The sequence below is a fragment of the Nocardia terpenica genome (genome assembly GCF_013186535.1).
GTDB lineage: Bacteria > Actinomycetota > Actinomycetes > Mycobacteriales > Mycobacteriaceae > Nocardia > Nocardia terpenica.
Map to the genome: position 1 here is coordinate 1,127,668 of NZ_JABMCZ010000001.1, position 24,668 is coordinate 1,152,335.

Sequence of the window (24,668 nt, forward strand, 5' to 3'; positions counted from 1 at the left end):
CAGGACCACACCTCCCACCCATCCGCACCCCCCTGCACGAATCCGCACCCGTTGCTCGCTCCTTCGTCGCATCGCAACGGGTACTTGAACAGCCGCAACAGCCGCAGGGGCACGGAGCAGTGGCGCGGGTGCTGAGCCGTGGCAGAGCACCGAGCAGTGGCACGGGCACGGGCACGGAGCAGCCGCAGGGGGGCCGAGCAGTGGCACGGGTGCAGAGCAGCCCTGGAGGCACCGAGCAGCCGCGCGGGTACGGAGCAGCAGGGGTCAGGCGGTGCGGCGGTCCGTTTCGGCGGCCAGGGTGAGGAGGGTTTTGCGGACCAGGTCGGGGCGTTCCTCCGGGACGAAATGGCCGCAGTTGGGGACGTATTCGATGGTGTAGTCGTCGGCGTGGGCGGTGTCGGCGGAGGCGAGGGTGTGGTGGATGGCGCTGTCGTCGGTGCCGAAGAGGGCGCGGATGGGGATGGTGGCGCGAGGGGCCGGGGTGCGCTGGGCCGAGAGGGCGTCGTGCAGGAGGAAGGTGCGGTAGGTGTCGGTGGCGGCGCGGGCGACGATCGGGTCGCGGAAGCGCTCGGTGTAGGCGCGGACCACGTCCGGCGGGAAGGTCGAGCGGTCGGTGGTGGCGACCGCGAAGACGCGATCCAGGAATCGGGTGCGTCGCTGGAGCGGCACGCCGAACGTCGCCACCAGCGGCTGATACGCCAGGAATCGCCAGACGTGGGGCAGCATCGTGCGCGGCGTCTGCCACGGATGTGCGATGTTCAACGGCGCGAAGCCGTCGAATCGCTCGGGATTGCCGGTGGCCAGCAGGAATCCGATATAACCGCCCCAGTCGTGCCCGACCAGCAGCATGCGGTCCAGCCCCAACGCGTCGATCAATGCCAGGACGTCCGCGGCCACCTCGCGCTTCTCCCAGCGGTGCGGCGCCGGACCGGACCAGCCGTACCCCGGCAGATCCGGCGCGATCAGGCGCAGCCCGGCGGGCGGGTCGGCGAGCAGATGACGGTAGGTGTAGTGATGTTGCGGCCAGCCGTGCAGCAGCAGCACCGGTCGGCCATCGGCGGGACCCGCCTCGGTGACATGGAAACGCACGCCCCTGGCCGGGACGAACGATCGCCGCGCACCGGCGATCGGCGGCGGTGCCGAGAAGTCGATCGTGGGCATACCTGTGATCGTAACCGCCGGTAACGGGAACGCCACGCCGAGAACGAATTCCGCATGCCGAACCGCTTTCGGCCCACGGTGGCCCGACAATAGAGGCCAACCGAGACGCGGGCACCGCGAACAGCAGGGAGGACGGGCGATGCCGAACAAGTTCGAGTCACCTGCGGGCTGGTCCCCGCCCGGGACCCAGTTCCAGAGCAGTGGCGTGACCGGTCGCACGGTGGCCGGGGTGTTGTTCGGACTGGTGGCGACCCCGATCGGAATCGCCTTCGCGGCCAAGGGCGGTGCGGACATCCGCTACTGGGTCATCGTCGGCGCGGTGACCGACCGCTGGACCGCCGCCCTGGAGATCATCGGCGGCTCCCTTGTCCTGCTGCTCGTCGCGGCCATGGCCGTCTTCTCCCCGGCCGGGACCGTCGTGGCGAGCCTGGTGTGGGGAATCTTCCCCGGCCTGCTGCACATCCTGTTCCCCGACGACACCTTCCGCCTGATCGGCGACCTGCCGTACATCGATAGCGCCATGCAGGTGGCGCTGCACTCCTGGGTCACCTATGGATTCGCGCTGATCTCCGGATTCATGTTGCTCGGCGCGGGACTCGTGGGGATATTGCGCGCACGCTGACGGTGATGTCCGATCTCCGCCGGATCGGCGGTGGGGACGGCCGGTGTACTGGGTTCGGCGCCGAACCTCGAATCCAGAAACTACCGGAAGGACGATCGTGTCCGTCACTGTCGAAACGCCCCCGCGGGCGACCCTGCCCGTGCCGCGGTGGGCCGGGGTGGTGTGCCTGTCGCTCGGCATCTTCATCATCGTGACCAGCGAGATTCTGCCCGTCGGGCTGTTGAATCCGATCGCGGCCGACTTCGGTGTCTCGGTCGGCACGGGCGGGTTGCTGATGACGCTGCCGGGGCTGGTGGCGATGGTGAGCGCGCCGCTGGCGACCGTGGCCACCGCCCGCTTCGATCGCCGCCTCATGCTGATGCTGTTCATGCTGCTGCTGGCGGTCGCGAATCTGCTCACCGCCGCCGCGCCCGCCTACTGGCTGGTTCTCCTCGGTCGCGGGCTGGTGGGGTTGGTGATCGGCGGGTACTGGTCGATCGGCGCGGGGCTCGCGTCCCGGCTGGTGCCGCGGCGGTCGGTGGCGACCGCGACCGCGATCATCTTCGCCGCCGTGCCGGTGGGTTCGGTGCTGGGCATCCCGCTGGGTACCCAGCTCGGTGCGAGCGTGGGCTGGCGGGTGTCGTTCGCGATGCTGTGCGGGCTGTCGATGGCGGTGGCGACCGCGCTGCGGTGGGCGCTGCCGTCCCTGCCCGCGCTGGAAGTCACCAGTGCCGCAGTGCTTTTCGGTCTGCTGCGCCGTCCCGGTGTGCGCTCGGGTCTGCTGGTCACCGCGCTGATCGTGATCGCGCACTTCGGCGCCTACACCTACGTGACGCCGTTCCTGCGGGACACGACCGGCGTCGGAAAGGCCACGGTCGGTGGCTATCTGCTGATCTACGGCCTGGCCGGGATCGCTGGAACCATGAGCACCAGCCGCACTCTCGCGCGCAGCCTGCGCGGCACCCTCGCCGTCAGCGCGGGCCTGATAGCCGTTGCGACACTGCTGCTTCCGCTGCTGGGCCACCGGTCCGCGGGGGCGATCGCGCTGCTGGTGGTGTGGGGTCTGGCCTACGGCACCGTCCCGGCCTGCTCGCAAACCTGGTTCGCCCGCTCGGCCCCGCACGCCACCGAGGCGGCGACGGTGCTGTTCACCTCCTCGTTCCAGGCGACCCTGGCGATCGGTGCGCTGGTCGGCGGCGTGGTGGTGGACGCCGCCTCCACGCGTGCGGTGATGCTGTGCGCCGGGGTGCTGGCGGGTATCACGGCGGTGGTGGTCACGCTGGCGCGGACGCCACGATCCGATCGCTGAATACCCGCTGGATTGCGATGACGCGGCGATCCCGGTAATGGCGGCGTGTCGGGGTGTGGTGGCTCGGCGAGGCGGGCACCGTAGAGGTATGCAGGTGAGTTCCGGGCAGTTCTGCCGAATCTACAATCCGAGTATCGGGGAGACGCAGCTCTGGTACATCAATGATCACACCATCGTGCGGGATCGGTCGGGGGGCTGGCATTTGTTCGGAATCACCCATCCCGAACCGGCCGATCCCGATCACGAGGTCGAATTCGCCCATGCCACAGCGGATAGCCTGGGCGGGCCGTGGACCAAGCAGCCGTCCGCGCTGACCGCCGATCCGGGGTACGGCGAGACCCATCTCTGGGCGCCGCACGTGATCGAGAGCGGGGGAACGTATTTCATGTTCTACGCGGGTGGCGGGCCGGATCACACCGCGGCCGAGATCAACCTCGCCACCTCCACCGATCTGTTCGCCTGGACCCGACGGCCGGAGGGGCCGCTGTTCCGCGACGGCTACGACGCCCGCGATCCGATGGTGTTGCGCGTCGGCGACCAATGGGTCATGTACTACTGCGCGACAAGCGATCCCACCGGCGGCAACCACGTGGTCGCCTACCGCACCAGCACCGATCTGGAGCAGTGGAGCGACCGGGCCTTCGCCTACGTCGACCCGACCACCGGCACCTTCGCCGGGAACACCGAATCGCCGTTCGTGGTGGAGCACAACGGATCCTGGTACCTGTTCATCGGTCCGCGACCGGATTACGTGGGCACCGACGTCTTCTGTAGCGACGACCCGCTGAACTTCCGGATCGAGGACCAGGTCGGCCACATCGAGTCCCACGCCGCCGAGGTCGTCGACGACGATGGGGCACTGTGGATCACCAGCGCGGGCTGGGCGCAGGGTGGGGTATCCATCGCGCCGCTGCGTTTCGGAGAGTGACGGGACAGGATGTTCAGGCCGGGACCCGTCGGCCGAATCAGGATCGGGCACCGGCCTTCTCCGGCCGGAACGCAAGCCCCGCGGCGGCGGCCAGCGCACCGGTCACCACCATGTACACCCACCCCGCCCGGTAGTCGGACAGCCCGGGGACGGCCGCCCGCGCCATGATGGCCGTCAGGATCGCCACGCCCAGTGCGGAACTCGTCTGCCTGGCCATCATCAGCGTGCCCGAACCCAGCGACAGCTGATCGGGCCGCAGCAGCGCCGAGGCGCCGAACAGCGGTGGTTGCAGCAGGGCCGTGCTGATTCCGGTGAGCAGCGCGCCGGGCAGGAACATCAGGGCATAGGAGGGGGTCACGCCCGACAGCACCGTCCACCACGCCGCGCCCAGCGCGATGGTCGCCCCGCCCAGCGCGGCCGAGGCCCGGGCGCCGATGCGGGCGACGAGGCGGCCCGACAGCGGCGAAACCAGCAGGCAGATCAGCGGAATCGGCGCGATGCCCAGGCTGGCGCGCAGCTCCGAGTAGTGCCAGTGCTGGGTGAGGAACAGCGTGCCCTCCAGGATCAGCGCCGCGAATGCCAGGTAGTAGCAGAACACCCCGAGCGTGGCGATGCGGAACATCTTGTGCCGCAGCACGTCCGGGCTCACCACCGGATCCGGGTGCCGCCGCACGTGCCGGGTGAACAGCGCGGTCAGCACGATGGCCGCCGCCAGGGTGCCCAGCGTGGCGGCCGAGGCGTACCCCCAGTCGTGGCCCTGCACGAAGACGGTGGTCAGCGCCGCCGTCGCGCCGAGAATCAAAGCGGCGCCGAGCAAGTCGAGCTTGCGCCCGGCGTGGGCCCGCACATCCGGCAGCAGCCGCAGCCCGTACACGAATGCCACCACGGTGAACGGAATATTGAACAGGAAGATCCAGCGCCAGCCCGCCTGCAACAGCAGGCCGCCGATCACCGGGCCGCTGCCGCCACCGGCCGCCGCGATCGCGGTCCAGATCCCCATCACCGTCGGATGATCGCGCTTGTCGAACGACGGCAGCACCAGCCCGAGCCCGGTCGGGACCAGCAGCGCCGCCGCGGCCGCCTGCACCACCCGCGCCGCGATCAGCACGCCCAGCGTCGGCGCCACCCCGCACGCGATCGACGCCAGCCCGAAAAGCGCTATGCCGACCAGGAATCCGGTCTTGCGGCTGGTGTCGTCGGCGAGCCGCCCGGCGGGCACCAGCAGCGCCGCCATCACGATCGTGTAGGCGTTGAGCACCCAGGAGACGGTGCTGGGCGCGGCGTGGCCGAACGACGACTCCAGGGTCGGGAACGCCACCGTGACCGCGAACAGGTCCAGGATGGCCAGGTACTGGGCGATGCCCGCGACCGCCAGTACCCGCCATCGGCGCGGCGACTCGATGATCGGGGCGGGGCGTGCGGTCTGCGGACCGGCGGATGTGGTCATGACTGCAACTATCCGGTTACAAGATCGCGAGCACGAGTGGCAGATTTGCCACTGTGCGCTAGATTTCTGACATGAGTGAGAGTCGGCCGGGCACCGTTGCCGTCGCCGTGGCGCCGGGACAGCCGGTATTCGAGGTGGCCATTCCCTACCAGGTATTCGCCGAGGCGCCGTACGGAGTCGATCCCGAGCGCTGGTACAGGTTCCGGCTGTGCGGCCCGCGCGGCACCCGGCACGCCTCACTGCGCGATCCGTTCATCACGCTCACCGACTACGACTACGACGATCTGATCACCGCCGACACGGTGATCGTGCCCGCGGTTCCCGACGTCCGGCAGGACCCGCCCGCGGATCTGGTTCAGGCCGTGCGCGCGGCCTACGACGCCGGGGCGCGGGTGGCGGCGCTGTGCTCGGGCGCGTTCGCGCTCGCCGCCGCCGGGCTGCTCGACGGGCGGCGCATGACCACGCACTGGAAGCACGTGCAGGTGCTGCTGGATCGCTATCCGGGGATGCAGGTGGACCCGACGGTGCTCTACATCGACGACGGTCGCATCCTCACCAGCGCGGGCACCATGGCGGGCATGGATCTGTGTATTCACCTGATCCGCAAGGATCTCGGATCGCAGGTCGCCAATGCCACCGCCCGCAATATGCTGGTGCCGCCGCATCGGTCGGGCGGCCAGGCGCAGTACGTGCGGTCACCGGTGCCCACCGACGCCAGCGACCCGGGGCTGTCGGCCACCCTGCAGTGGGCGCTGGCGCGGCTCGAAATCCCGTTGGCCGTCGGCGATCTCGCCCGTCAGGCGGGCATGAGCGAGCGCACGCTGGCGCGCCGCTTTCACGCCGAGCTGGGGGCGACGCCGCTGCAGTGGCTGCTCACCCAGCGGGTGATCCGGGCGCGAGAGTTGTTGGAGGCCACCGATCTTCCGGTCGATGTCGTCGCCGAGCGCTGCGGTCTCGGCAGCGCCGCCAATCTGCGCGCGCACTTCGGGCGGGAGGTCGGCATCTCGCCCAGCGAGTACCGGCGCTCGCATCGCGCCAGCCGTCACGAGGTGGTGACGGGCTGAAAAGTGTTGTGGGTCAGGTTGTTCCGCAATTGGTCGGGGCGGGGTTCCCGGCGATGCGGTCGGCCAGGTAGGCGCCGATCCACGGCATGGCGGTCATCGCGCCGGACAGGTGTTCGCCGGGTTCGCGAATGCGGTCCACCGCGACTCCGGCCGCGCAGTAGCGGTCCAATTGTGCGTCGGCCTGCGCCACATCGGTGACCTCGTCGCCGAGGGCGTGGTATTCGAGGATCGGTATGCCCGGCGTGGCATGGCCGAGGCTGTTGCGCCGGAACAGCCGGACCGCGCGCGCAGTGCCGAGCGGGTCCGGCGTGCTGGACAATTCGGTGCTGTGCAGGAACGGATACCGGGCGAGCATCTGCACCACGCAATCGTTGTCGCCGGACGCGATGACGGCCGCGCCGTGCGCGCTGAGCAGGGTGCGCAGCCCCGCTTCCGGGTAGGCGCGGTCCAGGCCGATGAGCGCGCCGACCAGGAAGCCGGAGAACGGGCCACCGTCGACGTCGCGGGGGACGGCGGTGAGGTCGGCGGGCATGCCGCCGACCGCGGCGCCGACGAGCGGGAGGTCGGGGGCGTAGGTCGGTTGCAACTCGGCGGCCCACAGCGAGGCGAACGCGCCGCCGGAATATCCGGTGAGCGCGACGGGGGAGCGCGGGGTCAGCCCGTCGGTTCCGCCCGCGAGCGCGGCGCGAATACCGTCGAGCACCCCGTGCCCGGCCATCGGCCCGGCGAGGAATTCCGACTGCGGCCCTTCGAAATCCGGGGTGACCACGGCCCAGCCCCGGGTGAGCGCGGTCGCCGCCATCGACACCACATCCGAGTGCGCGCTCCCCAGCCCGGCGGCGAGCCCCGCGCCGAGCGCATACGACGGAGCGCAGGAGGTCGCGACCCCGTCCTCGGCGACCTGGAACGACAGCAGCGGGCGCGGTCCGGGGCCGGGCCAGGGGGTGGCCGGGGCCAGCACGGTCGCGACGGTGGCGGTGGGTGCGTCGTGACTGTCGGTGGTGGCATACAGCAGCTGCCGGGCCGTCACCGGCAGTGGCAGATTCGCGAACGTGACGGTGGACGGCCGCGACCGCAGCACCGTCCCCGGCGCGTACGCGCCGACATCGCCCGGCACCGCGTAAAACGAGTCTTGCTCCGGCGGCACCGGATCCGCCTGCGCCCGACCACAAACCGCGATCACGACGGCCGCCACCGCCCCCGCGACTACGCCCCAGCGCCTCATCCCGACCTCGCCTCCACCCCTGTTCGCGGCCGATCCCCGTGCGCGGGCACAACTTTCGCCGCCCGACAGCACGAACCTCGACGGTACCCGCCGACCACACCGGTCCGGATGATTTCCGACGATTCGCCGGAATCAGAATGCGGTGCGCCGCAACCAGGTATCGAGCACGGCCGGGTCCCCGTCGACCTCTAGCCGGGGATGGTCGGCCGAAATGCGCCGCAGAAGCAGGAGATACACCTCGACCGCCGGGCCGCGGACGGTTGTCGTGGCCGGGAGTCGGCCGTCGGTCCAGACGATGGTGTCGGTCGCGCGGCGGACCGACCAGGTGGCGTCGGTGTCGGTGGCGTGCAGGGACAGGCTGGTGCCGTGGTCCAGAGGGGTCTCGAAGTGGGTGGATCCCATCGCGATCAGGGAGAGGAATTCCGCGACGCCGTCGGCGGCGAGGACCGCGTCGATCGTCACCGGCCGGGCGTCGCTGAGGAGGGCGTCCGCGCGGTGCCCGGTCACCTCGTGCAGGCGGCGGCGCACCCACCACTCGGCCGGGCGTGCCGCTCCATACGCGGTCCATACCGGCACGTCGGATCCGATGGCGTCGATGGCCGCGAGCACCAGCCGCGCGCCATCTCGCAGCCAGGCCACGGTCGCGTCGATCCCGTTCGGCCGCCCCGCATCGGGCACCTGATCGATGGCGTACGGTCCGGTGGACCGGTCGGCGATCAGCGCGGCAACCCAGCGGTGCCCGGCCCCGACATGCGCGATCAGATCGCTCAATGTCCAGCCCGGACAGGTCGGCACCGGCATTGCCGGATCGGCCGTGCGATAGAATTCCCCGAGCAGATCGGTCTCGCTCAGCAGGGCCCGCCGCAACGCTACGGCATCGAGAGCACTCACGAATTCGACGGTAATGCAACCTGATTCCGGCGGATACCACAAATTCCAACGGGTCTGTCAAATCACCGTCAGAGACCGCTACGCCGGTCCTGCCACCCGGAACCCGTCGAAAAGCCTGCCCCCGAACAGATCCAGCACCCGCAGGACGGCCGTCGCCATCGGCGCGATATCCCCGGACGCCACGCACCGCACCCCGCGTCCCAGCGCACCGGCATGATCGGTCCCCGCATCGCGGTCCAGCGCAACCATTTCCCGATGCAGCCACTTACCGTCACCGGTCCACCGCCCGTGCCCGGTCACCAGCAGGTCGGCGGTCGCCCGCCACAGCGTCGCCGCGATCGCGAGCCGTTCATCGGCATCGGGCGAGCCGAGCAGATCGTCGAGGAGATCGGTGCTCCGATAGCGGGCGGCACGCACCTCGGCCTCGGTCAACGGATCCGGCCCGGCGGCCAAGAGCCGGGCACACGAGTCCCGCAGCCGAACCCCGCTACCGTCACCATCCACGAGGATGTGTGACTGCGCGATCAACCGCAGCGTGGTAGGCCGCCGCCGCGCCCGCTCCTCGGCCCGAAAGAACTCCAACGTCTCCTCCGTCTGCACAAACAACTCCACCGGCCGATCCCCGTGGTGCAAAGACTCCCGATACGGCGCCGGTGGCCCTGCTAGCAGCACGGTCACATCCAGATCCGATGTCGCCGTGGCGTTTCCGCTCGCGGAGCTACCCCCGAGCCAGGCGGCCCGAGCATGGGGGAATCGCTCGCGGACTAGTTGTCCGGCGGCTTCCGCGGGGCTCATAGACGGTGGACCAGGCGGCGGGTGCGGCCGTAGCGGGCGCGGATCTCCCGACCGGGAGAGGCCGGGGGAGGCGGGATTTCGCGGGTGGGCGGTGGGTCCCAGGCGGGCGGTTCGGGGGTCGCGGCCAGCGCCCACGCGGCCTGGCGGGCCGCGCCGAGGGCGACGTACTCCCGGGGCTCGGGGACGGCGACGGTGGCGTCGAAGATCTCGCTGGCCACCTCGGCGACCAGGGGATTGGCGGCGGCGCCGCCGATGAGGACGACGCGGCGGGGCGCGGTGCCGTCGGTGTTCAGCTGGTCGAGGGCGTCGGCGAGATTGCACAGCATGCCCTCGATGCCCGCGCGGGCGACGTGCCGGGGGAGCATGTTGGTGAGGGTGAGGCCGTGCAGGGTGCCGGTCGCGTCGGGCAGGTTCGGGGTGCGCTCGCCGGTGAGGTAGGGGAGCAGGGTCAGACCCGCGGCACCCGGAACGGATTGCCGGGCAACCGCTTCCAGCTCGGCGTGCTCGATGCCGAGCATGGCGGCGGTAGCCTCCAGAACCCGGGCGGCGTTGAGCGTGCACACGAGCGGGAGGTACGCGCCGGTGGCATCGGCGAAACCGTTGACGGCGCCGGTGGCGTCCGCGGCGGCGGTCTCGCTGCGCGTATAAGCCGTCCCGCTGGTGCCCAGTGACACCACCGCATCCCCGACGCCTATCCCCAAACCCAGTGCCGCGGCGGCATTGTCGCCCGTTCCGGCGGCGACGGCGATGCCCTGCGGGGTGTGTCCCGCGAGTTCGGCCGGGCCGAGTACCCGGGGTAGTTCCGGGGTTCGGCCGCGAAAGGCCAGTGATACCAGGTCGGTTCGGTATCGGCCCGTGGCCGCCGACCAGTACGCCGTGCCCGAGGCGTCGCCGCGGTCGGTGGTCGGGGTCAGGCCGGGGGTGCCGCCGCGTAGTTGCCAGGTCAGGTAGTCGTGTGGAAGGAGGACGCGGGCAACGCGATTCGCGAGGTCGGGTTCGTGGTCGGCCAGCCAGCGCAGCTTCGATACCGTGTGGGCGGCACGGGGGACGATGCCGACCGCGTCCGCCCATGCCTGGGGGCCGCCGAGTTCGGTGACGAGGTCGTCGGCGGCGTGGGCCGAGCGGGTGTCGTTCCACAGCAGGGCATCCCGGACCGGGTAACCGTCGGCGTCCAGGGCGACCAGGCCGTGCTGCTGGCCCGCCACGGCGATGGCCGCCACCCCGTCGAGCAGGCCCTCGCTCGCCTCCCGCAGCGCCCGCCACCATGCCTCGGCGGGCACCGATGTGCCGTCCGGATGGCGGGCCCGGTTGTGCCGCACCACCTTTCCGGTGTCCGCGTCGCAGACGACGATCTTGCACGACTGGGTCGAGCTGTCGACTCCCGCTACCAGCATCAGTGCCGCTCCCGTGCCGTGGGCCGGATCTGGATCTTGCGTCCGGTGCCGGATCGGAAGGTGTGCAGCGCCTCGGCGAAGTCGTCGAGCGGGAAGTCGTGCGTGATCATGGTTTCCGCGTCTATCACACCCTCGCCCAGCAGGTCCACGGCCCGGCCGAAGCTGTGCACCACGGCCATCGAGCCGACGATGGTGAGCTCGTCGTTGTACACCCGAAACGGCGAGATCGACGCGCGCGCCGTCGCCGCGGCCACCCCGAACTGTTGGAACGTCCCGCCGCGGCGCACCCGCGCGAGCCCGTCCTCGATGGCCGCGATCGCGCCCGTGCAGTCGATGACGATCTCCCAGCCCTCCGGCCGGTCCAATTCGTCGGCGGCCGTGACCGCGGCGTCCGCGCCCAGCGTGCGCGCCACCTCCAGCCGGGCCGCGTTCACGTCGACCACGCACACCGAGGCCGCCCCCGCCGCGACCGCCAGTTGCAGCATGAGCAGGCCCATCGTTCCCGCGCCGTAGATCAGGTAGTGCGAGCCCAATTCCCGTGGCAGCACATCGAATCCGTGCACCGCGCAGGACAGCGGCTCCACCAGCGCCCCGTGCGGGTCCGGCACGTGCCCCGGCAGCCGATGACAGTTCGCCGCGGGCGCCCGCACGTATTCGGCCATCGCCCCGTCCACGGTGTCGCCGATCGCGCCCCAGTTCTCGCACAGATTTCCGCGCCCGATCGCGCAGTAGTGGCACCGCCCGCAGAACAGCGACGGATCCACCGCCACCCGATCACCGACCCGCACCCCCGCCGCGCCGTCTCCGAGCGCGACCACCTCCCCGGCGAACTCGTGCCCCGGCACGATCGGATACGGCGTCGGCGGGAACTCGCCCGCCACGATGTGCAGGTCCGTCCCGCAGATTCCCACGGCCCCGACCCGCACCACCACCTCGCCCGCACCCGGCGCCGGATCCGGCACCCGCTCCACCGCGAACCGTCCGGGTTCGTCGATCACCAAGGCACGCATCCTTCTACCTTGCACCGGAACCGGCCGCGCGCGGACGTTTTCCCGCCGGATCACCCGGTCATGGTCTGCGTGCCGAGCACGGTGATCAGCGCGAGGCGTTCGGCGTCCTCGGTGCCCGGCTCGGCGGTGTAGACGATGATCCGCAGGTCGGTTCCGGCGACCGTCAGGACGTCGCAGTCGAGGGTGACCGGACCGGTCAGGGGATGGTCGATGGTCTTGCGGGAGCCGTTGTGGCGGCCCACGGCGCCGGAGTCCCACAGCTCGGCGAAGCGGGGACTGTCCGCGCGCAGCGTCGCGATCAGCTCGCGCAGGCGGCGGTCGGCCGGGTACCGGGCGGCGGCCGCGCGCAGGTCGGCGACCATGGCGGTGTGGAAGGCGCGCAACTCCTCCGGGGTGTGCCGCGCGCGGCCGCCCGGGCCGAGGAAATTGCGCCAGACCGCATTCCGCTCCAGGCCGCGCCACCCGGTGCAATCGCCCATCAGCGCCGCGTACGGCGGGTTGGCGACCAGCAGGGTCCACGAGGCGTCGTACACGCCGACCGGCGTGCCGCTGAGCCGGTCGAGCATGCGCTGCACGCTCGGGGTGATGAAGGTCGACACGGTCTCGGGATCGGGGAGCGCCAGTCCCGCCAGGCAATACAGGTGCGTGCGCTCGTCCCCGGACAGCCGCAGCGCCCGGGCCAGCGCCTCCACCACCTGCGTGGACGGATTGGACGCGCGGCCCTGTTCCAGCCGGGTCACATAGTCGACCGAGATCCCGGCCAGCTGCGACAGCTCCTCCCGCCGCAATCCGGGCGCGCGCCGCTGCCCGCCGCTGGGCAGCCCCGCCGCCTCGGGCGAGATCCGGTCCCGCCACCGCCGGACCGCCTGCCCGAATTCCGCCGTCGCCATGACCCCAGTCTGCGCCACGGCCCGCCGCCGTACCTGGTATCGGCAGTCCCAGGAAGATCGGACTCCTGGCTGCCCGCTCCGCCCGGGACGACGCTGTAGCCATGACGACAACACTGATCACCGGAGCCAACAAGGGCCTCGGATTCGAAACCGCCCGCCAGCTCGTCGCCGCCGGGCACACCGTGTACCTCGGCAGCCGCGACGCCGAGCGCGGCCACCGGGCCGCCGAGCAGATCGGCGCGCGGCCCGTGCAACTCGATGTCACCGCCGACGCCTCCATCGAGGCCGCCGCGAAAACCCTTGCGGCGGAGGGCGGTCTGGATGTGCTGATCAACAATGCCGGGATCGAGAGCCGCACCGCGACCAATGGCGTACCCGGCGCGGCGGAGGTGACCGGCGACGTCATGCGAGAAGTCTTCGACACCAACGTCTTCGGCATCGTCCGGGTCACCCGTGCCTTCCTGCCGCTGCTGCAGCGCTCCGCCGCACCGGTGGTGGTCAATGTCAGCAGTGGGCTCGGCTCGCTGACCGTCGTAACCACACCGGGCACCTCGGCGTACGACTACCCCGGCGTGGCCTATCCGGCGTCGAAGGCCGCGGTCAACATGGTGACCGTGCAGTATGCCAAGGCGTTCCCCGCGATTCGCATCAATGCCGTCGAACCCGGCTACACCGCAACCGATCTCAACGGCAACACCGGCACCCAGACCGTCGCGGAGGGCGCGGAGATCATTGTCGCGATGGCGCAGATCGGTCCGGACGGACCGACCGGCGGATCCTTTTCCCGCTCCGGTCCCCTCCCGTGGTGACGGTGTATCCGCTACGTTGCTGCCTATGAAGTCACGCTGGGGTGCCGCACTGGCCGTTGCCATTGTGTCGATGTCCGGTCTGATCACCGGCGCGAATCCGGCCTCGGCCGCGCCCGCGCCGGTGACGTGGTGCTCGTTCACGCCGACCCCGGAGAACCCGGCGGCCCGGCCGGTGCTGGCCCCGCCGCCGATCGCCCCGACCCTCGGCACCATCGACGTCACCCTTCGGTTCGACTACGGTCCGGTGACCCTGCGCCTCGACCGCGCCGGGGCCGCGCCCTGCGCCGTGCAGAATATGACGAGCCTTGTGCTGCAACACTTCTACGACCAGAGCCGGTGCTGGCGGCTGACCGACAGCGCCCGCCTGGGCGTGCTGCAGTGCGGCGACATCTACGAGGTCGAGAAGGGCGGCCCGGGCTACCGGTTCCCCGACGAGGTCGACGGCACCGAAGCCTACGAGCGCGGCACCATCGCCATGGGCAACCAGGGCCCCGGCACCAACGGCAGCGAGTTCTTCATCGTCCACTCCTACGCCCACATCCCGGCCGCCTACTCGGTACTCGGCCGGGTCGTGAGCGGAATGGACGTCCTGGACCGCATGGTCGCGGCAGGCATCACCCCCACCGAACGCGGCCCCCGCGACGGCCTGCCCGCCCAGCCCGTCACGATCGAGGATGCACACCTGGCGGTCTGACGGGCATGCTGCCATCGAGGATGCGCACTTGGCCGGTCTGAGCATGCCCCGTCATTGAGGGCGTGCGGCTTGCGGTCTGACGGGCATGCCTGTCATCGAGAGTGCGCACTTGGCCGGTCTGAGCATGCCCCGTCATTGAGGGTGCGCGGCTTGCGGTCTGACGGGCATGCCTGTCATCGAGAGTGCGCACGTAGCCGGTCTGAGCATGCCTGTCATTGAGGGTGCGCGGCCTGCGGTCTGACCGGCATGCCTGTTATCGAGGATGCGCGGCTTGCGGATTGACGGTCAGCGTGGGATGACCGTCATCAAGATGTCCTCCTCTGCCCACAGGACGAAGCGTTCGATCGGGGTTACCGTGTGGTTGGCGGGGAGTTCGAAGTGGAAGCGGTGCACCAGGATTGCCAGGACCAGTTGGGCCTCGGTCATGGCCAGGGTGGCGCCCTCGCAGCTGCGGGGGCCGAGGCCGAAGGGGATGTAGGCGAGCCGGGCGCGGTGGGCGGCCTGGCCGGGGGCGAACCGTTCGGGCCGGAAGACCTCGGGCTCCGGCCAATGGTCGGGGTTCATGTGCACGGCCCGGAAGGGGTAGAAGATGGTGGTTCCGGCGGGAATCGTGTAGTCGCCCAGGCGAATATCCTCGGTGGTCTCGCGCGCGCCGTAGGGGCCCGGCGTGTAGAGGCGCATCGACTCCTTCAGCACCGCGGTCAGATACGTCAGTCGCTTGATATCCGCGTAGCCTGGCGCGGGCCGGTCGCCGAGCACGCGGTCCACCTCCGCGGCCAGGCGCTCGGCCGAATCCGGGTGCTGCGCCAGCAGATACAGCGTCCAGGACACGGCCACGCCGGTGGTGTGGTGCGCGGCCAGCATGATGATCAGCACGGTGTCGCGGATGCGCGCCGCGGACTGGCCCGCCGCGGCCAGGGCGGCGATCAGATCGCCGCCGTCGTCGCGCGCGCCGGCGGCCTCGTGCACGGCGAGCACCTCGTCGACGGTGGCGCGGAGATAGGCCAGCGCCCGCTGTGCGCGCAGGCGGCGTGCGTGATCATCGCCGGTCCGATTCTGTTGCGCCAGATACTCGGTCAGCACATCCTTGAACGCCGCCACGATCCGACCGGCCTGTTCGGGGGAGTCCACCGCGCTGCCGAAGGCGTAGGCGCCGATCATGCGCAGCGACAGCTCGCTGAGATCGCGTTGCAGCGCAATGGGCCCGGCCGCGGCGGTCTCGGCCCACCGGTCGGCCAGCTCGCCCGCCAGCGCCACGAACTGCCCGAAATGCGCCTCGTGCGAGGGGCGTCCGGCCAGCACCGACAGCAGCACCCGCCGCCACGGCGCATGCTCGCGCGCGTCGAGGGTTTGCAGGTTCCCCGATTCTTGCAGGGGCGCAAGGAATCCGAACAACTTCTCCGGCCGTTTATCGATGCGGGCGGTCGCCTCCAGCAGCACCGGATCGGCGACCGACACCGCCGTTCCCGCGCCCGGCAGCCGGAAGCGCACCACCGGACCGTATTCGGCGTGCAATCTCAGCTGATAGTTGTGCAGCCCGCCCGCGGCCATGATCTCGGCGGAGCCGTCGCCCGCGCAGTCGGGGCCGGGGATCGTGGTCGCGGCACTGTTCATACGTGGTGGCATGATTCCTCCCGGATGTTCGGGTCACGCGTTACGTCATGGGAATTCGGTACCTCAGAGAAACTCGGTGCGATACTTCGGCGCGAGCCGCCGCGCCCGGTCGAGGATCCCATCCTGCTCGGCGTCGGTGAGGGCGGGCGGGTTGTCCGGGTCTGCGACCGGCAGGCCGACCGCCAGGAAGTACTCGTCCTGCCCGGCCGGGGTGCACATGCACAGCATGCGGGCCGGTTCCTCCGACGCATTACGGAAGTAGTGCGGGGCATTGGCGGGAATGTTCACGGTCTGCCCGGCCCCGGCCTCGATGTCGGTGCCGCGGAAGGTGAATCGGATGCGGCCCGCCGTGATCGTGAACATCTCCTCGAAGTCGTGCCGGTGCGCGGGCGGGCCGCCACCCGGCGGCACCCGCATATCGATCAGGGTGTAGTGCCCGGCGGTGGCCGAGCCGGGCACCAGGATGGTGTACACGTCACCCGACAGTGTCAGATGTCGAAGTCCGGCACCGGTGTTCGCATCGGCGACGGTCAGCGAGCGCCCGGGATCGTCGGGGGGAAGGGGCCGTTCGGGTATAGGGGACTGGAAGCCGGTGTCCGACATGCTCTTATCATGACTGCCCGGTGGGCTCCGCGTCCGCCCCTATCAGAAAGTCCTTGGCGGCAGCGAGGATCCGGGTGGACAGTTCGTCGCCCGCGCTGGCCCGCGCCAGCATGAGCGCACCCGCCATCACCGACAGTTCGACCAGCAGTTCGGGATCCGTGTCGCCGGTGCGTTCCCCGAAGTCGGCGAGCCTGCCGAGCATGGTCCGGATGCCGTCGAGATAGGCCGGGCGCAAGGGGCTCTCGGCCTCGGCGCGCGCCACATCCCCCGCCAGCGCCGCGATACCGCACCCCTGCCCGGCCGCGTCGCGATGCGCGACCGACAGGTAGCGCCAGATGAACGCGCGTCGCGCCGCCGGACCGTCCGGGCTGTCCGCGCGAATCCGGTCCATCTCGCCGATCTTCTCCGCGTAGGCGGCCTCGCACGCCTGCGTCACCAGATCGTCCTTGGAGCGGAAGTGCCGGTAGAACCCGCCGTGGGTGAGCCCGGCCGCGGCCATCACCTCCGGGACGGTCACCGCGGCGGCCCCGCGCTCGCGGATCTGCGCCGCGGCCGCGTCCAGGACCTCCCTGCGATGCGACTCGGCCTGTGCTCGGGATGCTCGCGGCACGTGAACCCCTTCCGTTCGAGATGCGATGGGCGGTTCCAGTCTTGCGCATCCGTTTAGATGATGAGAATAATCTATTTCGTCAGCGGAATCGATCCGGAAGAGAGAGACATGACGAGAATCGAGGGCGCGGTCGCGCTGGTGACCGGCGGGCGGCGCGGGCTCGGCCGCGCATTCGTCGACGAACTGCTGCGCCGCGGCGCGGCCAAGGTCTATGCGACGGCCCGCACGCCCGAGCCCGATGCGAACCCGCGCATCGAACCGCTCGCCCTGGATGTCACCGACGCGGCGTCCGTCGCGGCGGTGGCCGACCGGGCCCGCGATGTCGACATCGTGGTCAACAACGCGGGCGTGCTGCTGCCCGCGCCGCTGCTGCGGGCCGACATGGCCGATGTCATCGCCACATTCGAGACCAATGTCTTCGGCCCGCTGCGGGTCGCGCAGGCGTTCGCGCCGATCCTGGCGGCCAGGGGCGGCGGCGCGCTGGTCGACATCCATTCGGTGCTGTCGTGGGGCGCGGGCGCGGCGGCCTACGGGGCGTCCAAGGCGGCGTTCTGGTCGCTGACCAATTCGCTGCGCGTCGAGTTGGCCGCGCAGCACACCCAGGTGGTCGGGGTGCATCTGGCCTTCGCGGACACCGACATGGTGCGGCGGCTCGACGTCGAGAAGATCGATCCGGCCCGGGTCGCCGCCGCGGTGTTCGACGGCGTGCAGCGCGGCGAGCGCGAGGTGCTCGTCGACGAGGCGACCCGGCGGGTGAAGGCCGCGCTGTCCGGCCCGGTCGAGGGGCTCACCCTCGCCATCGGCCGCTGACCCTGTCCCACAACTCTTTTCGACTCAGAAGGACGCACCCGATGCCGCTCTGGCACATCTATCACCCGGCCGACACCTACTCCGAGGCGGACAAGAAGAATTTCGCCCGGGACATCACCGACTTCTACACCGGCTTCGGCCTGCCCGCGTTCTACGTCGTGGTGGTATTCGACGAGGTCGACGAGTCCTCGTTCTTCGTCGGCGGCGAGCAGGCGACCGACACCGTGCGGATCGTCGTCGAACACCTGGCCCGCCATCTCGACGATCCCGCCCTGCGCAAACGCTCCACCGAGCGACTGAACGAGATCATGGCCCCCTACACCCGCGACCGCGGATTGCATTGGGAATTCCACACTTACGAGTCGCCCCGGGACCTGTGGATGATCGCCGGTCTCTTCCCGCCGGGGCCGGGCACCGAGGTCGAGCAGACCTGGGCCCGGGAGAACAAGCCGCTGCCGTACTACTGATCCCGGCCAAAAGCATGCCGGGATGACGGAGGTGTCATTCCCCCGGGCGGCTGCCGTCCAGGAAGTACACGACCTCCCAGAGGTGGCCGTCCGGGTCGGCGAAGTAGCCCGCGTAGATGCCCCACGGGCGGGTCAGCGGCGCGCGGATGATGGTGCCGCCCGCCGCCGCGGCGCGGGCGAGCACCCGGTCCACCTCGTCCCTGCTGTCGACGAACCAGCCCAGGCCGACGGCGGAGCCGGTGACTCGTTCGAGCGGCACCCCGGCGTCGGTGGCCAGGTCGGTGCGCCCGTACACCGACAGCAGCATTCCGTTGTCGAGGGTGAACATGGCGACGGTGCCGCCCGGATTCTCTTGGTCCGCAACGAATTCCGTGCCGATGATCCCCGGCGTGGACAGGCCGAGGCCGTCGCGGTAGAAGCGCATCGCGCGCTCCACGTCGTCGACGGCGAGGCTGAGGGCATCGATGGAGGCTTTCATGCGGCCAGTCAACCGCGGGCCGCGCCGAAGAATCTTGAACGAATCGGACAGGAGCCGGTCAGAACGTCTTCAGTGAGGCGACGCTGCCGATCTCGGTGCCTATTCCGAGGGTCCTAGCCCTTTCGCACACGGCGACGGCGGCCGCGAGATCCTGATCGGCGGCGCCGATGGACTTGAAGACCGTGATGTCGTCGGCCCGGCGTCGGCCCCGAGCCTCGTCTCGCAGCAGCGCGGTCAGGGTGGGCGCGGCCGCGACCGCCTGGGGATCGAGGTCGTGCCAGGCCGTGATGTCGCCCGACTCGGCGATGACGAGATCGGGTGGGGCGTCGAAGCAGACGGCGTCGGCCCGGGTGAAGGTGTCGGTGTCGAGTTCGCGCAGGGCCGGTGCCGTCGAGCCGATCGACACCACGTGCTGTCCGGGCTCGAGCCATTCGCCGCGCAGCGCGACCGGGCCGCCGGATCCGGTATTGGTCGCGGCCACCACCACATCCGTCGCGGCGACCGCCTCCCGGGCGGAGTCGACCGGCGCGACCTCGATGCCGAGTGTCGCGCTCATCCGCTCGGCGAATGCCTCGCGCCGAAACGGCCTGGGGCTGAACACCTTCGCCCGCCGGATCGCCCGCACGGCAGCCACCGCGGCGAGATTGGTCTCGGCCTCGAGACCGGCCCCGATAATGCCGACGGTGCGGGCGTCGGCCCGGGCCAGCCGCCCGGTCGCCACCCCGGAGGTGGCCCCGGTGCGCGCGGCCGTGAGATAGGCGGCGTCGACCAGGCCCGTCACCGCGCCGGTCGCGATATCGCAGAGCACCACCAGGTATCGGACCCCGCGCTCGAACGAGCCGTGAAACATCTTGAGCCCCAACACCCCCGCCCCGCCCATGATGGCCGGAGCCAGCCGGAGGAACGTGCCCTCGATCCGCAGATTGGATCGCTGCGGCATGGCCAGCCGCGGCCCGGGCGCCTCGCCGAGCGCGGTCTCGATGGCGTCGACCAGTGCCGTCATATCGGTGGCCCGGCGCACCTCGTCGTCGCTCAGCAGCAGCGTCGTGCCCACCGGTGCCGGGATTCGAGTCGTCTCCACGGTGTCTCCTCGCAGCGTCGTTCGATTGATGCCCCGAGCCTAGCAAGTTTGTAACCAATGGTCACTAACTATGTTCGGTGACCCTCTCGTAGAGTCCCGACCATGGCCGATGCCGAGACAGCCCGCCCCCGACCGGGACGCCCCGCCCAGCTGAACCGCGAGCGGATCGTCGACGCCGCGTTCTCGGCCGGGAACCTCGACACGCTGACCATGCGCGACCTCGCGGCGCGGCTCGAGGTCACCCACGGCGCCCTCTACCGCTGGGTCCGCAACCGCGACGAACTGTTCGATCTCGTCAGCGAGGCGATGATCGACCGCATCCTGCCCCCCGACGGTCCGGGCGGCGGGCAATGGCGGGAATGGCTGGCCCGGGTCGCCTGGGCCATGCACGACCATTTCCTGTCCGTCCCCGGCTACGCCACCCGCACCGCGCGCCCGCACCGCCACACCGCCCACTCCTTCGGGCGGCTGCGCGGCGCGGTCGTCACCGCCTTCACCGACGCCGGGGTCGATCCCGAACTCGCCGAGCAGAGTTGGTACATCTTCATCACCTCCGTCGTCAGCTGGCTTGCCACCCAGGAGAATCCGCTCGATCTCGGCCGCAGCGCCCCCCGCTTCGACCTGTTCCTCGGCACACTCCTGCGCGGCCTGCCCGCGCGGGAGCCGGGTGCGCAGCGACCGTCCTAGACGAGCCGGGCCGGTGGAAAATCGGTGGCGGGCGGCGGGGCCTGGGCGGCACCATGATTCGCATGTTCCGGCAGCTGTTCGTCGCTTCGCCCGCGGGTGCGGGCGCGATGGCCGCTGCCGCGGTGGTCGCATTCGACGGCGCACGACGCTGACCTTCTCCGGGACGTTCCGGGATCTCGGGCGGGGGAGGTGGTTCGTCGCCGAGGTCCCGATGCACGACTTCCGGGGAAGGTTCCCGATCATGGCCAAGCAGCCCTACATTCGCACCAAGCCGCACCTGAACATCGGCACCATGGGTCACGTCGACCACGGCAAGACGACCCTGACCGCCGCCATCACCAAGGTCCTCGCCGAGCGCGGCGGCGGCTCGTTCGTGCCGTTCGAGCGGATCGACCGCGCGCCGGAGGAGGTCGCGCGCGGTATCACCATCACCATCGCGCACGTCGAATACGAGACCGCCACCAGGCATTACGCGCACGTCGACATGCCGGGGCACGCCGACTTCGTGAAGAATATGATCACCGGCGCCGCGCAGATCGACGGCGCGATCCTGGTGCTGTCCGCCCAGGACGGCGTGATGCCGCAGACCGTCGAGCACGTGCTGCTGGCCCGGCAGGTCGGCGTCGAGCACATCGTGGTCGCGCTGAACAAGGCCGATATCGGTGACGCCGAGCTGCTGGAGCTGGTCGAGCTCGAGGTCCGCGAGCTGCTGACCGCGCACGGCTACGACGGCGCGGGCACCCCGGTGGTGCCGGTCTCCGGATTGCGTGCGCTGCAAGGCGATTCGTATTGGTCGGCGGCGGTGCTGGCGCTGCTGGACGCGGTGGACGCGCACATTCCCACGCCGGTGCGCTACACCGATACGCCGTTCCTGCTGCCGATCGAGAACGTGCTCACCATTACCGGGCGCGGCACCGTCGTCACCGGTGCGGTGGAGCGCGGCCGGGTCCGCCCGGGCGATCGGGTCGCGGTGCTCGGGTACGGCTCGGAGCTGGAGACGGTGGTCACGGGCATCGAAACCTTCGGCCGGACAATGGAGTTCGCGGAGGCGGGCGATAATGTCGCGCTGCTGCTGCGCGGCGTGCAGCGGGGGCAGGTGCGGCGCGGGCAGGTCGTCGCCGCGGTCGGCAGCATTGCCGTGCGCACCCGCTTCAGCGCGCGGATCCGGCTGCTGTCGGCCGCGGAGGGCGGGCGGCGCACGGCGATCGCCACCGGCTACCGGCCGCAGTTCTACCTGCGCACAGGGGATGTCGTCGGCGATGTCACGCTCGGCTCGACGCCGTTGGCGCTGCCGGGCGAGACCGTCGACGCGACAGTGACACTGGGGCAACCGGTTCCGCTGGAGCCGGGGCTCGGTTTCGCGGTCCGCGAGGGCGGCCGGACCGTCGCGGCGGGCTCGGTGCTCACCGTCGACGGCTAGCGTGCCGGACCGCCGGTTGTAACAATCCGGCCGCGTACCGGCGAGTAAACGGGTAGAGGTGTTCGAATCCGGAGTCCGATGGGAATCCGATCACCACAGGGTCCTCAATGGACGATGACCCGAGGAGGCAGGCATGGACAAGTCCGTGTGCATCGACTGCTGGCGCCGCGACAATCTCACCTTCGCACAACGCCTGGACCCGGCCTTCGTCACCCCGGGCCCGGCCTACCGCTGCCCCACCCACCGCCGCCTCCACGAGGATCTACACAGGCCCACTCCCCGGGCCGCGTAGTCCTCGGTGGTCGCGGGTTACCCGCCCACGCTCCGCGCGGGCGGGTACTGGGGGGCGGCTCCGCGGGCGGGTAACAAGGCTGCTGATCGTCCCGATATCCGGTTGCTACAACCTATTTGATGCTATTTCCCCAGATGAGGAGTGCGTCTTGATGCGTCTACGAGTAGCCGGGGTGGCCGCGCTCGCGGTGGTCGCCGCGTCCGCGGTGTCGACGGCCGGGGCCGCGAACGCCGACGATTCGTTCCTGACGGTGTCGGGAACGGTGCAGTGCGTCGGTCAGCAGTACACGCTCACCGTGCCGTCGTCGAAACTACAGTCCGGCACCGATTCCTACTACTTCCTCGACGGCTCCACCGTGATCGGCGGGCGGCAGACGTGGGAGCCCAACCAGGACGCCACCGTCACCTGGACCCCGACGTCCAGCGGCACCCACAACCTCTTCCTGCACGGCGACGAACCGGGCGCGGCCTACGTCATCGGCCCCACCACCGTCACCGTCCTCGCCGCCAACGACCCCAACTGCACCACCACCCCCACCCCCGGCGGCACCGGTAGCGCCGACTCCATCCCGGTAATCGGCGCGATCCTGAAGAGCCTCGGCCTCTGACGGACAGTGCGGCCCCGTTGATCCACGCCACCGTCGACTTGTCCACAGACAGACGATGGTACGTTCGCGCGGGGATCGAGATGAGGGGGCCGGATGATCGAAGAGCAGGTTCTGACAGCCGAGGACTGGCGGCTGTGGCGGCGATTGCGGCGGCAGGCGCTCGGCGAGTCGGCGGCCGCGTTCGGTTCCACGCTTGCGGAGTGGAGCGGGGCGGGCGATACCGAACAGCGGTGGCGCGCACGCCTTTCCGATGTTCCGCTGAATGTGGTGCTGCACCTGGACGGCGAACCGGCGGGCATGGTGTCGGCCTGTAGCTGTGCCGACGGCACGGTCGAGCTCATCTCGATGTGGGTGGCGCCGTTCGCCCGCGGTCGCGGTGTCGGCGATGCGGCCGTGCTTTCCGTTGTGCGCTGGGCGGATTCGCGCGAGGTCGTGCTGTCGGTCAAGACCGGCAACGAGCCCGCGGCGGCGCTCTACCGACGCCACGGCTTCACCGACATCGGCCGCTCACCGGACGATCCCGGTGAGCGGCTGATGCGCCGCGCGCTCACCCGGACACGGCCGCGATAGGCGCGGGCAGCGGGTCCGGGCCGGGCAGCCAGCGATAGGCGCGCGGGAACCGCAGCGACGTCAGGGTGAACCGGCAGACCCGCTCCTTGAGCAATGCCGCGGGCCGCCCGGACAGGGCGAGTTCGCGTGGCGTGTCGTCCGGGTGCGCGGTCTGGATGAATCCGTCGCGGCGGCCGAGGCTCATGCCCGTCCCGGCCATGCCGATCGACACCGGCGCGGGCCGTTCGCCCCGGATCAGGGCCAGCGTCGTATCCGCGCCGTGCGCGCCCATCGGTATCGCGGCCTGGCAGCTCATCCGCAGATGCGCGCCGACCCGCGGCGGGGGCGCGACCGCGTCACCGACGCCGACGATCCGCCGATGTCCCTCGCACACCAGCGTGTCGTCGGTCCGCAACCGGCCGTCGTCGGTCACCGGCAGCCCGCTGCGCAGCGCCAGATCCGGCACGCCGAACGCCCCCGCCCACACGGTGCAGTCACTGGGCACCGGGCCGGTGTCGGTATCGATGCCGTCCCGGCGAATCCCGGTGACCCGCAACCCGGTCCGCACCCGCACGCCGATCCCGGTGAGCTTGCGCGCTATTCGCGCACGGCTGGACTCCGGCAACCCGGCTCCGACCGCCCGCGAGACCAGCTCGACCCGCAGATCCGGGTACCGGCAGGCGATTTCGGCCGAGCTCTCGATCCCGGTCGCGCCGCCACCGATCACCACGACCCGCGCCCCCGGCGGCAGCTGCCGCAGTCGTGCGCGCAACCCCATGGCGCTCTCGAAATCGGCGATGCCCCAGGCGTTCTCGTGTCCGGCGATGCCTCGCGACGTCGTGCTGCCCACCGCGTAGACCAGCCGGTCGTACTCGAGCGCGTCCCCGTCGTCGAGCAGCGCCGCCCGCTCGCCGATGCCGACCACCGTCGCCACCCGCAGCCGGACGTCGCGGTGCAGCAGACCCCTCAGCTGCCGCACCGCATTCGACGTCCCGGCCGCGTGCTCGTGCAGCCGGATGCGTTCCACGAACACCGCCCAGGGATTGACGACCGTCACCTCGACATCCGAACGTCCCTTCGCCGCAAGCCGATTCGCGGCCATCACGCCCGCGTATCCGGCGCCGACCACCACCACCCGCACCAACGCGACCACCTCCTCCGATCGGTTTTCTCCGACATCTCGCAGACACCGCCCGGACGCCGACCGTGACATCGACATCGTGTGGTGCCGG

27 protein-coding genes are annotated in these 24,668 nt (G+C 70.6%); 13 read left to right on the forward strand and 14 right to left on the reverse strand.

The features are described 5' to 3' along the window. Positions 1 to 264 precede the first annotated feature (264 nt). The gene (locus tag HPY32_RS05125; protein WP_067593281.1) at positions 265 to 1,161 is read right to left on the reverse strand and encodes an alpha/beta fold hydrolase; all 897 of its coding nucleotides are present in this window, start codon (positions 1,159 to 1,161) and stop codon (positions 265 to 267) included. 139 nt (positions 1,162 to 1,300) lie between these two features. Between HPY32_RS05125 and HPY32_RS05130 the strand changes: the two genes are divergently transcribed. The 3 genes from HPY32_RS05130 to HPY32_RS05140 all read left to right on the forward strand — a co-directional run bounded on the left by HPY32_RS05130 (position 1,301) and on the right by HPY32_RS05140 (position 3,999). After that, positions 1,301 to 1,783, forward strand: coding sequence for a hypothetical protein (locus HPY32_RS05130; protein ID WP_067593278.1), 483 nt, complete (start codon positions 1,301 to 1,303; stop codon positions 1,781 to 1,783). Positions 1,784 to 1,880: 97 nt separating this feature from the next. Continuing rightward, positions 1,881 to 3,071, forward strand: a complete 1,191-nt coding sequence (locus tag HPY32_RS05135; RefSeq protein WP_197696594.1) for an MFS transporter — start codon at positions 1,881 to 1,883, stop codon at positions 3,069 to 3,071. An 88-nt stretch (positions 3,072 to 3,159) separates the two neighbouring features. Continuing rightward, positions 3,160 to 3,999: a glycoside hydrolase family protein gene (locus HPY32_RS05140; protein WP_067593275.1), complete on the forward strand. Its 840-nt coding sequence runs from the start codon at positions 3,160 to 3,162 to the stop codon at positions 3,997 to 3,999. A gap of 37 nt (positions 4,000 to 4,036) precedes the next feature. On the opposite strand, the gene HPY32_RS05145 is transcribed toward HPY32_RS05140, so the two are convergent. After that, positions 4,037 to 5,446, reverse strand: coding sequence for an MFS transporter (locus HPY32_RS05145; RefSeq protein ID WP_067593272.1), 1,410 nt, complete (start codon positions 5,444 to 5,446; stop codon positions 4,037 to 4,039). A 71-nt stretch (positions 5,447 to 5,517) separates the two neighbouring features. Here HPY32_RS05145 and HPY32_RS05150 point away from each other — a divergent pair, with 71 nt between their 5' ends. Then, positions 5,518 to 6,510 carry a GlxA family transcriptional regulator gene (locus HPY32_RS05150; RefSeq protein ID WP_067593269.1) on the forward strand — a complete coding sequence of 331 codons (993 nt, stop codon included), beginning with the start codon at positions 5,518 to 5,520 and terminating at the stop codon, positions 6,508 to 6,510. A gap of 13 nt (positions 6,511 to 6,523) precedes the next feature. Here the strand turns inward: HPY32_RS05150 and HPY32_RS05155 are convergent, their stop codons facing one another. The 6 genes from HPY32_RS05155 to HPY32_RS05180 form a co-directional block, all read right to left on the reverse strand. Further along, positions 6,524 to 7,735 carry a lipase family protein gene (locus HPY32_RS05155; protein ID WP_067593266.1) on the reverse strand — a complete coding sequence of 404 codons (1,212 nt, stop codon included), beginning with the start codon at positions 7,733 to 7,735 and terminating at the stop codon, positions 6,524 to 6,526. Between the two features lie 132 nt (positions 7,736 to 7,867). Beyond that, positions 7,868 to 8,626: a maleylpyruvate isomerase family mycothiol-dependent enzyme gene (locus HPY32_RS05160; RefSeq protein WP_197696593.1), complete on the reverse strand. Its 759-nt coding sequence runs from the start codon at positions 8,624 to 8,626 to the stop codon at positions 7,868 to 7,870. Between the two features lie 78 nt (positions 8,627 to 8,704). Continuing rightward, on the reverse strand, positions 8,705 to 9,238 hold the full coding sequence (locus tag HPY32_RS05165; protein ID WP_082871692.1) for a hypothetical protein: 534 nt from the start codon (positions 9,236 to 9,238) through the stop codon (positions 8,705 to 8,707). 179 nt (positions 9,239 to 9,417) lie between these two features. Further along, positions 9,418 to 10,818 (reverse strand): xylulokinase, encoded by a 1,401-nt coding sequence (xylB, locus tag HPY32_RS05170; protein WP_197696655.1) that lies wholly within the window; start codon positions 10,816 to 10,818, stop codon positions 9,418 to 9,420. Further along, positions 10,815 to 11,825 (reverse strand): zinc-dependent alcohol dehydrogenase family protein, encoded by a 1,011-nt coding sequence (locus tag HPY32_RS05175; protein WP_067593254.1) that lies wholly within the window; start codon positions 11,823 to 11,825, stop codon positions 10,815 to 10,817. Before HPY32_RS05175 ends, xylB begins: the two co-directional genes overlap by 4 nt. Positions 11,826 to 11,875: 50 nt before the next feature. Then, on the reverse strand, positions 11,876 to 12,715 hold the full coding sequence (locus tag HPY32_RS05180; RefSeq protein WP_067593251.1) for a helix-turn-helix transcriptional regulator: 840 nt from the start codon (positions 12,713 to 12,715) through the stop codon (positions 11,876 to 11,878). A 101-nt stretch (positions 12,716 to 12,816) separates the two neighbouring features. On the opposite strand from HPY32_RS05180, the gene HPY32_RS05185 reads away from it, so the two are divergent. Together HPY32_RS05185 and HPY32_RS05190 are read left to right on the forward strand one after the other, a co-directional pair. After that, on the forward strand, positions 12,817 to 13,524 hold the full coding sequence (locus HPY32_RS05185) for an SDR family oxidoreductase (RefSeq protein WP_067593248.1): 708 nt from the start codon (positions 12,817 to 12,819) through the stop codon (positions 13,522 to 13,524). A 25-nt stretch (positions 13,525 to 13,549) separates the two neighbouring features. Continuing rightward, positions 13,550 to 14,218, forward strand: coding sequence for a peptidylprolyl isomerase (locus tag HPY32_RS05190; RefSeq protein ID WP_067593244.1), 669 nt, complete (start codon positions 13,550 to 13,552; stop codon positions 14,216 to 14,218). Between the two features lie 285 nt (positions 14,219 to 14,503). Here the strand turns inward: HPY32_RS05190 and HPY32_RS05195 are convergent, their stop codons facing one another. Genes HPY32_RS05195 through HPY32_RS05205 form a run of 3 tightly spaced genes read right to left on the reverse strand, consistent with a single transcriptional unit; the run spans position 14,504 to position 17,045 of the window. Beyond that, on the reverse strand, positions 14,504 to 15,844 hold the full coding sequence (locus HPY32_RS05195) for a cytochrome P450 (protein ID WP_067593241.1): 1,341 nt from the start codon (positions 15,842 to 15,844) through the stop codon (positions 14,504 to 14,506). A gap of 51 nt (positions 15,845 to 15,895) precedes the next feature. Further along, positions 15,896 to 16,435: a cupin domain-containing protein gene (locus tag HPY32_RS05200; RefSeq protein ID WP_067593238.1), complete on the reverse strand. Its 540-nt coding sequence runs from the start codon at positions 16,433 to 16,435 to the stop codon at positions 15,896 to 15,898. A 7-nt stretch (positions 16,436 to 16,442) separates the two neighbouring features. Beyond that, the gene (locus HPY32_RS05205; protein ID WP_067593235.1) at positions 16,443 to 17,045 is read right to left on the reverse strand and encodes a TetR/AcrR family transcriptional regulator; all 603 of its coding nucleotides are present in this window, start codon (positions 17,043 to 17,045) and stop codon (positions 16,443 to 16,445) included. Between the two features lie 108 nt (positions 17,046 to 17,153). Here HPY32_RS05205 and HPY32_RS05210 point away from each other — a divergent pair, with 108 nt between their 5' ends. Further along, the gene (locus HPY32_RS05210) at positions 17,154 to 17,855 is read left to right on the forward strand and encodes an SDR family oxidoreductase (RefSeq protein WP_067593232.1); all 702 of its coding nucleotides are present in this window, start codon (positions 17,154 to 17,156) and stop codon (positions 17,853 to 17,855) included. A 41-nt stretch (positions 17,856 to 17,896) separates the two neighbouring features. After that, positions 17,897 to 18,322 (forward strand): tautomerase family protein, encoded by a 426-nt coding sequence (locus HPY32_RS05215; protein WP_067593229.1) that lies wholly within the window; start codon positions 17,897 to 17,899, stop codon positions 18,320 to 18,322. Positions 18,323 to 18,356: 34 nt separating this feature from the next. Here HPY32_RS05215 and HPY32_RS05220 read toward each other — a convergent pair whose 3' ends face one another. Continuing rightward, positions 18,357 to 18,800 (reverse strand): VOC family protein, encoded by a 444-nt coding sequence (locus HPY32_RS05220; RefSeq protein WP_067593225.1) that lies wholly within the window; start codon positions 18,798 to 18,800, stop codon positions 18,357 to 18,359. Positions 18,801 to 18,858: 58 nt separating this feature from the next. Then, the gene (locus HPY32_RS05225) at positions 18,859 to 19,881 is read right to left on the reverse strand and encodes an ornithine cyclodeaminase family protein (protein WP_067593222.1); all 1,023 of its coding nucleotides are present in this window, start codon (positions 19,879 to 19,881) and stop codon (positions 18,859 to 18,861) included. 102 nt (positions 19,882 to 19,983) lie between these two features. Between HPY32_RS05225 and HPY32_RS05230 the strand changes: the two genes are divergently transcribed. From HPY32_RS05230 to HPY32_RS05250, 5 genes are all read left to right on the forward strand, one after another. Further along, entirely contained in the window at positions 19,984 to 20,568 is a 585-nt protein-coding gene (locus HPY32_RS05230; RefSeq protein WP_067593219.1) for a TetR/AcrR family transcriptional regulator, read from the forward strand. A 241-nt stretch (positions 20,569 to 20,809) separates the two neighbouring features. After that, positions 20,810 to 21,988: an elongation factor Tu gene (tuf, locus tag HPY32_RS05235; protein WP_067596179.1), complete on the forward strand. Its 1,179-nt coding sequence runs from the start codon at positions 20,810 to 20,812 to the stop codon at positions 21,986 to 21,988. 133 nt (positions 21,989 to 22,121) lie between these two features. Next, positions 22,122 to 22,280, forward strand: a complete 159-nt coding sequence (locus HPY32_RS05240; RefSeq protein WP_156674678.1) for a hypothetical protein — start codon at positions 22,122 to 22,124, stop codon at positions 22,278 to 22,280. Positions 22,281 to 22,431: 151 nt separating this feature from the next. After that, positions 22,432 to 22,887 carry a hypothetical protein gene (locus HPY32_RS05245; protein ID WP_156674677.1) on the forward strand — a complete coding sequence of 152 codons (456 nt, stop codon included), beginning with the start codon at positions 22,432 to 22,434 and terminating at the stop codon, positions 22,885 to 22,887. 93 nt (positions 22,888 to 22,980) lie between these two features. Then, complete coding sequence (locus HPY32_RS05250; protein ID WP_067593215.1) at positions 22,981 to 23,457, forward strand: GNAT family N-acetyltransferase; 477 nt, start codon at positions 22,981 to 22,983, stop codon at positions 23,455 to 23,457. On the opposite strand, the gene HPY32_RS05255 is transcribed toward HPY32_RS05250, so the two are convergent. Beyond that, the gene (locus HPY32_RS05255) at positions 23,435 to 24,589 is read right to left on the reverse strand and encodes an NAD(P)/FAD-dependent oxidoreductase (RefSeq protein ID WP_231951838.1); all 1,155 of its coding nucleotides are present in this window, start codon (positions 24,587 to 24,589) and stop codon (positions 23,435 to 23,437) included. The two genes, HPY32_RS05250 and HPY32_RS05255, sit on opposite strands and share 23 nt — an antisense overlap. Positions 24,590 to 24,668 lie beyond the last annotated feature (79 nt).